Annotated in this window: 7 protein-coding genes; 4 read left to right on the forward strand and 3 right to left on the reverse strand. The window is 60.7% G+C overall.

Going from position 1 to position 9,709, the window contains the following annotated elements; genetic code table 11:
- Positions 1-480 precede the first annotated feature (480 nt).
- From WCA53_RS21595 to WCA53_RS21610, 4 genes are all read left to right on the forward strand, one after another.
- Complete coding sequence (locus WCA53_RS21595; RefSeq protein WP_423915439.1) at positions 481-1,002, forward strand: MarR family winged helix-turn-helix transcriptional regulator; 522 nt, start codon at positions 481-483, stop codon at positions 1,000-1,002.
- A 120-nt stretch (positions 1,003-1,122) separates the two neighbouring features.
- On the forward strand, positions 1,123-2,679 hold the full coding sequence (locus tag WCA53_RS21600) for an efflux transporter outer membrane subunit (RefSeq protein ID WP_423915441.1): 1,557 nt from the start codon (positions 1,123-1,125) through the stop codon (positions 2,677-2,679).
- Positions 2,680-2,722: 43 nt separating this feature from the next.
- The gene (locus tag WCA53_RS21605; RefSeq protein ID WP_423915443.1) at positions 2,723-4,006 is read left to right on the forward strand and encodes an efflux RND transporter periplasmic adaptor subunit; all 1,284 of its coding nucleotides are present in this window, start codon (positions 2,723-2,725) and stop codon (positions 4,004-4,006) included.
- Between the two features lie 3 nt (positions 4,007-4,009).
- Positions 4,010-5,572 carry a DHA2 family efflux MFS transporter permease subunit gene (locus WCA53_RS21610; protein WP_423915445.1) on the forward strand — a complete coding sequence of 521 codons (1,563 nt, stop codon included), beginning with the start codon at positions 4,010-4,012 and terminating at the stop codon, positions 5,570-5,572.
- 69 nt (positions 5,573-5,641) lie between these two features.
- Here the strand turns inward: WCA53_RS21610 and truB are convergent, their stop codons facing one another.
- The 3 genes from truB to infB all read right to left on the reverse strand — a co-directional run.
- Entirely contained in the window at positions 5,642-6,574 is a 933-nt protein-coding gene (gene truB / locus WCA53_RS21615) for a tRNA pseudouridine(55) synthase TruB (RefSeq protein WP_423915448.1), read from the reverse strand.
- A gap of 3 nt (positions 6,575-6,577) precedes the next feature.
- Complete coding sequence (rbfA, locus tag WCA53_RS21620; protein ID WP_423915450.1) at positions 6,578-6,997, reverse strand: 30S ribosome-binding factor RbfA; 420 nt, start codon at positions 6,995-6,997, stop codon at positions 6,578-6,580.
- 97 nt (positions 6,998-7,094) lie between these two features.
- On the reverse strand, positions 7,095-9,709 hold a 2,615-nt coding region (infB, locus tag WCA53_RS21625), incomplete at its 5' end, for a translation initiation factor IF-2 (protein WP_423915452.1).

Genomic DNA, 9,709 nt, shown 5'->3' on the forward strand with positions numbered 1-9,709 from the left:
GTCTTGCCGTGGTCGACGTGGGCGATGATGGCGATATTGCGAAGGGCGCGAGTCATAGGGGGCAGAGGAGCTTTACATATAGTTGAGCGCCGTGGGTGCAAGTAGAGCTGGCCGTGGATCAGTCTTCCGGTTGTTCAAAACCGAAAACCAGGATTGCGAATCCAAACGATAAATCCGGATCGCAAATTCCACGCCCCCCGCACTCGGCGCGATGGGAACCCAAGAGTGTAACACGGCGCAGTGCCCTCTTCCCTTGCCATCTGCAATAGGACATAACCCGGAAGCGCCGGCCTATTTCAAGATAGCGCGAAACCGCGCTGCGCGTTGGCGGGTGGGACATCGGGCGCTTTAAAAAAATCTCAAAATACCGACATGACAGCAGAAAACACGCAGATTAAGCAGTTTCTTAAAGTGCTTGCTGTGTCTTGAACGCGATTCTATAATCTTGCATAGACAACCATTGCAACCGCACGAGTATTCATGAGCGATGCCCCTCAGCCCTTACCCGAATTCGCCGACTACAAGCTGGCGGAGAGCGTCAGCTATTTATTGAGCCGGGTGCGCTCGACCATGGGAAACATGGTTACGCAGGAGACCGTGGCCGAACTCGGCATCACCAGCACACAGGCCAGCATCATGTTCATGCTGGCGAGCGGCCGGGGTCTGGCAGCCGCCGACCTGGCACGTGAATACGGGATCGACGCGAGTGCCGTCACCCGCCTGATTGACCGCCTGGAAAAGCGCGGGCTCATTACACGCTTGCGCAGCGAGGAAGACCGGCGCGTTGTCCGGCTCGCGCTCACGGCCGAAGGCCATCAACTTGCCACCCGGATTCCCGCCATTTTTACCGGCGTCATCGAGAAACTGACAGCGGGTTTCACGCCGGAAGAAGTGGGTTTCCTGAAGAGCATGCTTCGGCGCATTTTGGTGAACTCAGGCGATCCGAGCGCCATTTGCTTGCTCGGACTGGTCGAAAAATCCGCGGACAAAGCCGCCGGCTGACCCCATCACAGACTGAGAATCAGTGCATCGAATGCACTGGTTCTCATGCATTATCGAAGCACTTTTGAAAGAAATTAGTTGCAACGTCCATCTTTACACCTGACAACGAAGAGCCGAGCGATGAAATTCTTTTACGGGTCTGCATTTGCGCCCGCGCTTATACAAAACAATGCGCAAAGCAGCGCGCGCGGCGCTTTGGCTGCGGCCGTAGCGGCACTTTTCCTGACGGCGTGCGCCAACTATGCGGGCATCACCAGCGACAAGAAAATCGCGCAACCACAGAACGCAAACCTGGAATCGGCGCAGAGCCTGCCTTCGCAAGGCGGGCAGTGGCCGTCGCTCGATTGGGCCAAGCAATTTGGAGACCCCCAACTGCCGCAATTGATCGACGAAGCGCTGGCAGGCAATCCGTCGATTGCCCAGGCGCAGGCGCGGATCGCGAAGGCGTCGTCGTATATCGAAACGTCGCGTTCAGCGTTGTTCCCGAAAGTGAACGGCTCGTACTCGTGGACGCGCGAAATATATTCCGGCAACGGGCTCTTTCCGCCGCCGTACGGCGGGACGTGGTACAGCGAAAATAATGTGCTCGCGAGCGCATCGTGGGATCTCGATTTGTGGGGCAAGAATCGCTCGCGGCTCGACATGGCGGTGTCGCAGCAGAGGGTCGCCGAAGCCGACATGCAGCAGGCGCGTGTGACGCTCGCGGCGTCCGTCGCGCAGACCTACAACCAGCTTGCGCTGCTGTACGCGTTGCGCGATGTCGCGCAACGCGAAATCTCCAATCGCCAGGAGGTAGGCAGGATTACAAACGGCCGAGTCACCGCTGGCCTGGACACCAATGTGGAACGCAGCACGGCCGAAGGAAACATCGCGACGAGCGAGACGACCCTGTCCGATCTGGACGGCCAGATCACGACCACGCGCTACGAGCTTGGCGCGTTGCTCGGCGCGGGCCCGGATCGCGGGCTGAAGATTGCCAATCCCACGCTCGATACCCGCGTCGACGTGACACTGCCCGACAACGTTCCCGCCGATCTGGTCGCGCGCCGTCCGGACCTCGTCGCGGCGCGCTGGCAAGTGGAAGCGGCGACGTCGGACATTAAGGAAGCCAAAGCCGAGTTCTTCCCGGACATCAATCTGTCCGCGGCAGCGGGCTTCGACGCGTTCGGCTGGGGGCGCTTCTTGCAGCAAGGCAGCAAACAGATAAATATCGGGCCGGCAATCCATCTGCCGATCTTCGACGCAGGCGCGTTGCGGGCGCAGTTGAAAAGCCGTTACGCGGACTTCGATCTCGATGTCGCCAACTACAACCAGACGCTGATCAACGCGCTAAACGAGGTCGCTACCCAGATCGCGTCCATCAGGTCGGTCGATCGCCAGACGAGCGATGCCCGGCGCGCGCTCGATGCATCGACGCACGCGTACGAGCTCGCGGTCATTCGCTACAAGGCGGGTTTGTCGCAGCAGTTGCAAGTCCTGACCGCCGATAACAACCGGCTCGCGAACGATCAGACCGTGACGAGCTTGCGCATGAAGCGCCGCGAGTTGCAAGTTGGCCTGATCAAGGCGTTGGGCGGTGGCTTCGACGCCGCCGGCGCGAATCTGGACATCGACGGTAACGCTTCGAAGAACACATCCTCCCAGCCCGCTGCGCCCGCGCCCAAGAGCGCCGACTAACCGCTAGCAGCTACCCAAGACAAAAATACCGGAGCAATTATTCATGAGCGACGCTAATCCAAACGCTGCCGCAGCCACGGCGCCCGCGCCCGCACCTGCGCCCAAGACCAACAACACCAAGCGCCGCGTGCTGATGACACTGATCGTGCTGGTCGTGCTCATCGCTGCGGTCGCGTACGGCCTGTATTACTTCCTTATCGCGCGCTTTCACGAAAGCACCGACGACGCCTACGTGAACGGCAATATTGTGCAGATCACGCCCCAGGTGGTCGGCACAGTGATCTCGGTGAACGCCGACGACACGCAGACCGTGAAAGAGGGCGATCCGCTCGTCCTCCTCGATCCGGCCGACTCCAAGGTCGCGCTCGACCAGGCCGAGGCCAATCTTGCCCAGACGGTGCGCCAGGTCCGCACGCTGTTCGTCAACGACAACCAGTACCAGGCGCAAGTGGCCCTGCGTCAATCGGATTTGTCGCGCGCGCAGGACGACTTGCGCCGCCGCATGACTATCGCGCAGACCGGCGCTGTATCGCAGGAAGAAATTTCGCATGCGCGCGATGCCGTCCAGGCCGCCCAGGCTTCCTTGAACGCCGCGCAACAGGAATTGCAGTCGAATCGATCGTTGACAGCGAACACGACGATCGCGAGCCACCCGAACGTGCTCGCCGCCGCCGCCAAGGTTCGCGATTCCTACATCAACTTTGCGCGCAATACCATGCCGGCGCCCGTCACGGGTTATGTGGCGAAGCGCTCGGTGCAGGTCGGCCAGCGCGTGTCGCCCGGCAATCCGCTGATGGCGATCGTGCCGCTGAACGGCGTCTGGGTCGATGCGAACTTCAAGGAAGTCCAACTGACGCATATGCGCATTGGCCAGGTGGTGAATCTCACCTCCGACGTGTACGGGTCCGGCGTAGTGTTCCATGGCAAGGTGATCGGTTTCTCGGCGGGCACGGGCTCGGCGTTCTCGCTGCTGCCGGCGCAAAACGCGACAGGCAACTGGATCAAGGTCGTGCAACGCCTGCCGGTGCGAATCGCGCTCGATCCGCAGGAACTCGAGAAACATCCGCTGCGCATTGGCTTGTCGATGACCGTCGACGTGACGATCAAGGACGAAATAGGCGGCCAGCTTGGCGCGGCGCCCAACACCGTGTATCAAACGGACGTGTTCGCCAAGTACGGCGATCGGGCCGACGTCGAAATCGCGCGCATTATCGCGGCTAACGAGGGCAATGCCGTCCCAGGGTCATCTGCGCCAAAGACGTCATCGAATGAACCGAAGCCAGCGCCGAAGCACGCCGTGAAGCTCGTTTCCGACAAAGCGTCTTAATTTATGGCGGCTCAACCCAACGTCGCGCACCCGCCGCTCGAGGGCGCGAAACTGGTGATTGGCACGATCGCGGTGTCTCTCGCGGTGTTCATGAATGTGCTCGACACCTCCATTGCCAACGTGTCGATCCCGTCGATCTCGGGCGACCTCGGGGTGGCGTCGGATCAGGGCACGTGGGTCATCACGTCGTTTGCCGTCGCCAACGCCATCTCGGTGCCTTTGACCGGATGGCTCACGCAGCGCTTCGGCCAGGTGCGCCTGTTCATGACATCGATCATCCTGTTCGTGATCGCGTCCTGGCTATGCGGACTGGCGCCTACGCTGCCCTTCCTGCTCGCCGCACGGGTGTTGCAGGGCGCAGTCGCCGGCCCGATGATCCCGCTTTCGCAAACACTGCTCCTCGCGAGCTATCCACGGGCAAAGGCTCCGATGGCGCTTTCCATGTGGTCGATGACCACGCTGATCGCGCCCGTCGCCGGACCTATCCTGGGTGGCTGGATCTCCGACAACATTTCATGGCCGTGGATCTTCTACGTGAACATTCCGGTCGGGATTGTCGCGGCGGTCGCGACCTTCGCCATCTTCCGTCAGCGCGATTCAGTGATCCGCAAGGCGCCTATCGATACCGTGGGCCTCGGCCTGCTCGTGATCTGGGTTGCATCGCTTCAGATCATGCTCGATAAGGGCAAGGACCTCGACTGGTTCAATTCCACCACCATTGTCGTGCTGACCTTGATCGCGGTGATTGCGCTGGCGTTCTTTATAGTATGGGAACTCACGGCGGAACATCCCGTGGTCGACCTGTCGCTGTTCAAGCTGCGCAACTTCACGGGCGGCTCGATTGCGCTCGCGGTCGGTTACGGCTTGTATTTCGGCAATCTCGTGCTGTTGCCGCTCTGGCTGCAAACCGATCTCGGCTATACCGCCACCGATGCCGGACTGGTGCTCGCGCCAGTGGGTCTCTTCGCGGTGTTTTTGTCGCCGGTGGTCGGCAAGTTCCTGCCGCGTATCGATCCTCGCAAGATCGCGACCGCTGCGTTCCTCGTGTTCGCACTCGTGTTCTGGATGCGCTCGCAATATACGACGGGCGTCGATACGTTTTCGCTGACGCTGCCCACCGTGATTCAGGGTATTGGAATGGCCGGGTTCTTTATCCCGCTCGTCTCGATCACCCTTTCCGGCCTGCCGGGGCATAGGATTCCAGCCGCGTCTGGCCTGTCCAATTTCGTGCGGATCATGTGCGGCGGTATTGGGACTTCAATTTTTTCCACTGCCTGGGACCATCGGTCGATCTTGCATCACGCACAACTTGTCGAACAGGGCAACGTTTATAACCCGGCGTTCGTTAACTCGATGCAGCAATTTGGTGCAGCGGGGTTTAGTCAGGCGCAGGGCTATGGGATGTTTAACAACATGGCCACGGTGCAGGCCGCGCAGTTGGGCGTGAACGATTTGTTTTATATCTCGGCGGCTATATTTGTCGCGTTGATCGGTTTGATCTGGATCACCAAGCCGGATAGATCGGGCGGTGGGGATTCGGCGGCGGCGGCATCGGCTGCGCACTGAGGTTTTTCTTGGGGGCGCGGTCGCGGTCAGTGCGATGCGCCTGCGCCTGCGCCTGCGCCCCCAACGAAATCACGCTCCCGCCACCACCACTAACCGTTCCGGCGCCAGCACCCCTTCTCCCGCGCGCGCAACGCCGAGCAGTTGCTGCCCGTCCTGCGCATAAACGCGGATGCGCTCCGCCACCGCCGGCGCACCGGCAATTTCAGAAAGCTTCAACCGCTGCCCCTGCGCAAACCGGCGCGCGCATTCGGCATCCAGATGCACAGCCGGGAACGTCGACAGCAAGGTATCGACCGGTTGCAGCCAGCTATCCCGTAATTCTTCAGTAGCTGCGGAAAGCATGTCGAGCGTGACCGCATGTTCAAGCGTCAATGCACCCACGCCGGTACGGCGCAACGCGATCAAATGCGCGCCACATCCCAGCCTCTCGCCAATATCCTCAGCAAGCGTTCGTATATAGGTGCCCTTGCTGCACGTCACGCGAAACGCCACATCGGGCAAGGCGATTGAAATCACATCGAGCGCTAGAATCCTCACCTGCCGCGCTTCACGCTCCAGCGTCTGCCCCGCACGAGCATATTCGTACAGCGGCTTGCCATCGCGTTTCAAGGCCGAATACATAGGTGGAACCTGCGCGATCTCACCACGGAAAGGTTCAAGCGCGGCATGGATCGCGGCCTCATCACAGCGAACGTCGCGTGTTTCCAGCGCTTCGCCTTCAGCGTCGCCCGTGGTCGTGCGAATTCCAAGGCGCATCGTGGCTTCGTAAGTCTTGTCAGCTTCGAGCAAATCCTGCGAAAACTTCGTGGCTTCGCCAAAGCAAAGCGGCAGCAAACCCGTCGCGAGCGGATCAAGCGTACCCGTATGCCCCGCCTTCTTCACCCGGTATATTCCCTTGGCACGAATCAGCGCGTCGTTGCTGGAAAGCCCAAGCGGTTTGTCGAGGAACAACACGCCGTCCAGCAGACGACGCGCAATCTTCGGACGAACAGGACGGTTCATTGATCAGGCGCCTTGTTCGTCGTCTTTCGCTGCGTCGTCTTTTACCTCGACGTCAACCTCATCATCCTTCGCCCGCGTTGCGTTCGCCTCGTCGATCAATTTCGACATTTCCACCGCGCGCATGACCGTCTGGTCGTAATGAAAATGCAGCGTCGGTACCGTATGGATGTGCAGGCGCTTGAACAGCAGGTTATGCAAATGCCCAGCCGCATGATTCAGCCCTGCTTGCGTTTCCATCGGATCGCCGGTCAGCGTCGTGAAATACACCTTCGCATGGGCATAGTCGGGGGTGAGTTCGACGCTCTGCATCGTCACCATACCGATGCGCGGATCCTTGACGTCGCGCACCAGTTCGGAGAGATCGCGCTGAATTTGATCCGCAATCTGCACGTTGCGATTAGGTGATGTACGTTTCTTGGCCATGATGTTTCCGTTTAAAAATGGTTGTCGCGAGCCCACGAATAAAAAAGGGCGGAGTGGGCGTGAAGCCCGCTCCGCCCTCTAGCCTGGCGTGAACCCGTTACAGCGTACGAGCGACTTCCGTCACTTCGAAGATTTCGAACTGGTCGCCTTCAACCATGTCGTTGTAATTCTTCAGCGACATACCGCATTCGAAGCCCTGACGCACTTCCTTCACGTCGTCCTTGAAGCGCTTGAGCGAATCGATCTCGCCCGTGTGGATGACCACGTTCTCACGCAACACGCGCACCATCGAGTTCCGCTTGACGAAGCCGTCGGTGACCATACAACCCGCGATCGCGCCGATCTTCGGTACACGGATGATCTGGCGAACTTCCACCATACCGGTGATCACTTCGCGTTTCTCCGGCGACAACATGCCGGACATAGCCGCCTTCACTTCATCCACTGCGTCATAGATGATGTTGTAGTAGCGAATGTCGATACCGTTCGACTCCGCCACCTTGCGCGCCTGAGCGTCGGCCCGCGTGTTGAAGCCGATGATGACCGCCTTCGATGCCGTTGCCAGGTTGACGTCCGACTCGCTGATCGCGCCCACCGCGCTGTGCACGATCTGCACGCGCACTTCGTTGGTCGAGAGCTTGATCAGTGACTGCACCAGCGCTTCCTGCGAACCCTGCACGTCGGCCTTGACGATCAGCGGCAGGTTCGCCACGTTGCCTTCCGTCATGGACTCGAGCATGTTTTCGAGCTTCGCTGCCTGCTGCTTCGCCAGCTTGACGTCGCGGAACTTGCCTTGACGGAACAGGGCGATTTCACGCGCCTTGCGTTCGTCCGGCAGGACCATGACTTCTTCGCCCGCGCCCGGCACTTCCGACAAACCTTGAATCTCGACCGGAATCGACGGACCCGCCGACTTGATCGGCTTGCCGGTTTCGTCGAGCATGGCCCGAACGCGACCGAAAGCCGTACCCGCCAGCACGATATCGCCCCGATTCAGCGTACCCGACTGCACCAGGATGGTCGCGACCGGACCCTTACCCTTGTCGAGCTTCGCTTCGATCACGAGACCCTTCGCCGGCGCGTCGATCGGCGCCTTCAGTTCCATGACTTCGGCTTGCAACAACAGGTTTTCCAGCAAGCTTTCAATACCAGCACCGGTTTTCGCCGACACTTCGATGAACGGCGAATCACCACCGTACTCTTCCGGCACCACGCCTTCAGCGACCAGTTCCTGCTTCACGCGCTCAGGCGCCGCACCCGGCTTGTCGATCTTGTTGATCGCCACGACGATAGGCACGCCACCCGCCTTCGCGTGAGCAATGGCTTCCTTCGTTTGCGGCATCACGCCGTCGTCGGCTGCGACCACCAGGATCACGATGTCCGTTGCCTTGGCACCGCGAGCACGCATGGCCGTGAAGGCCTCGTGACCCGGGGTATCGAGGACCGTAATGACCCCGCGCGGCGTTTCAACGTGATATGCACCAATATGCTGCGTAATCCCGCCGGCTTCGCCCGAAGCCACCTTCGCACGACGAATGTAATCGAGCAGCGACGTCTTGCCGTGGTCGACGTGACCCATGACCGTCACTACCGGCGGACGCGGCAGGCGTTCGCCCACTTCTTCCTGCGTCTCGCCGCCGACCAGCATCGCTTCCGGATCGTCCAGCTTGGCCGCAACCGCGCTGTGACCCAGTTCTTCGACGACAATCATCGCCGTTTCCTGGTCGAGCACCTGGTTGATCGTGACCATCTGGCCCAGCTTCATCATGACCTTGATGACTTCCGACGCCTTCACCGACATCTTGTGCGCGAGATCCGCCACCGATACGGTTTCCGGCACATGCACTTCACGCACGACGGGTTCCGTCGGCGCCTGGAAGTTGGTCTGTTCCTGATGCTTGCCGCGACCCTTTGGGCCGCCGCGCCAGCCGCGATCAACGCCGCCGCTGGTGTCGCCACGCGTCTTGATGCCTCGACGCTTGGCTGCGTCGTCTTGCCAGCTGCTCTTGCCGCCGGCCTTTTTCTTGTCCGGACCGAGCGTCGACACCGGAGCGGCCGTCGTTGCGGGCTTCTTCGCCACTGCAGGACGTGCGGGCGCCGAACCTTCCGGACGTGCCGGCTTGTGCAACGTGCCCTTCGCTTCCGCAGCCTTTACGCCTTCCGCGGCCTTCGCAGCGGCGGCAACAACCGCCGCAGCAGCAGCCAATGCAGCCGGCGTCGGCTCAGGCGGCTTCGCCTGCTGCGCCTTACGCGGCGTATTCATCATTTCGCGGATCGCACGCGCTTCGGCTTCAGCCGCTGCGCGACGTTTCGCGATTTGGTCGTGTTCGGCGCGAGCCTTTTCAGTCGCAGCGCGCGCAGCGTCTTCCGCCTTCTTCGCGGCTTCGCGTTGAACGGCGCGCTCGGCAGCGGCCTTTTCGTCGACTTGTGGCGCGACCGGCTCAACCTTTGCGGGTTCAGCAGCAGCCTTGTCCGTCTTCGATTCCGTGCTCGGTTCCTGACGCGCGGCAGCCGCAGCACGCGAGATTTCCGCGGCTTCAGCTCGTGCGACCGCACGCTTCGCTTCTTCTTCCTCGGCACGACGGCGCTCGGCTTCGGCAGCCTCTTCACGCGCAAGGCGTTCCGCCTCTTCCCGCTCGAAGCGTTCCTGGCGTTCCTTCAACTCCAGCGCTTCTTTCTCGAGCAGTTCAGCTGCATGACGCGCTTCTTCAT

This window comes from Caballeronia sp., assembly GCF_049581465.1.
Classification (GTDB): domain Bacteria; phylum Pseudomonadota; class Gammaproteobacteria; order Burkholderiales; family Burkholderiaceae; genus Caballeronia.

What these genes read in the sequence shown, in the direction of transcription:
- WCA53_RS21595 (WP_423915439.1), top strand. Translation starts at nt 481, where the DNA reads ATGAGCGATGCCCCTCAGCCCTTACCCGAATTCGCCGACTACAAGCTG.
- WCA53_RS21600 (WP_423915441.1), top strand. Translation starts at nt 1,123, where the DNA reads ATGAAATTCTTTTACGGGTCTGCATTTGCGCCCGCGCTTATACAAAAC.
- WCA53_RS21605 (WP_423915443.1), top strand. Translation starts at nt 2,723, where the DNA reads ATGAGCGACGCTAATCCAAACGCTGCCGCAGCCACGGCGCCCGCGCCC.
- WCA53_RS21610 (WP_423915445.1), top strand. Translation starts at nt 4,010, where the DNA reads ATGGCGGCTCAACCCAACGTCGCGCACCCGCCGCTCGAGGGCGCGAAA.
- truB (WP_423915448.1), bottom strand. Translation starts at nt 6,574, where the DNA reads ATGAACCGTCCTGTTCGTCCGAAGATTGCGCGTCGTCTGCTGGACGGC.
- rbfA (WP_423915450.1), bottom strand. Translation starts at nt 6,997, where the DNA reads ATGGCCAAGAAACGTACATCACCTAATCGCAACGTGCAGATTGCGGAT.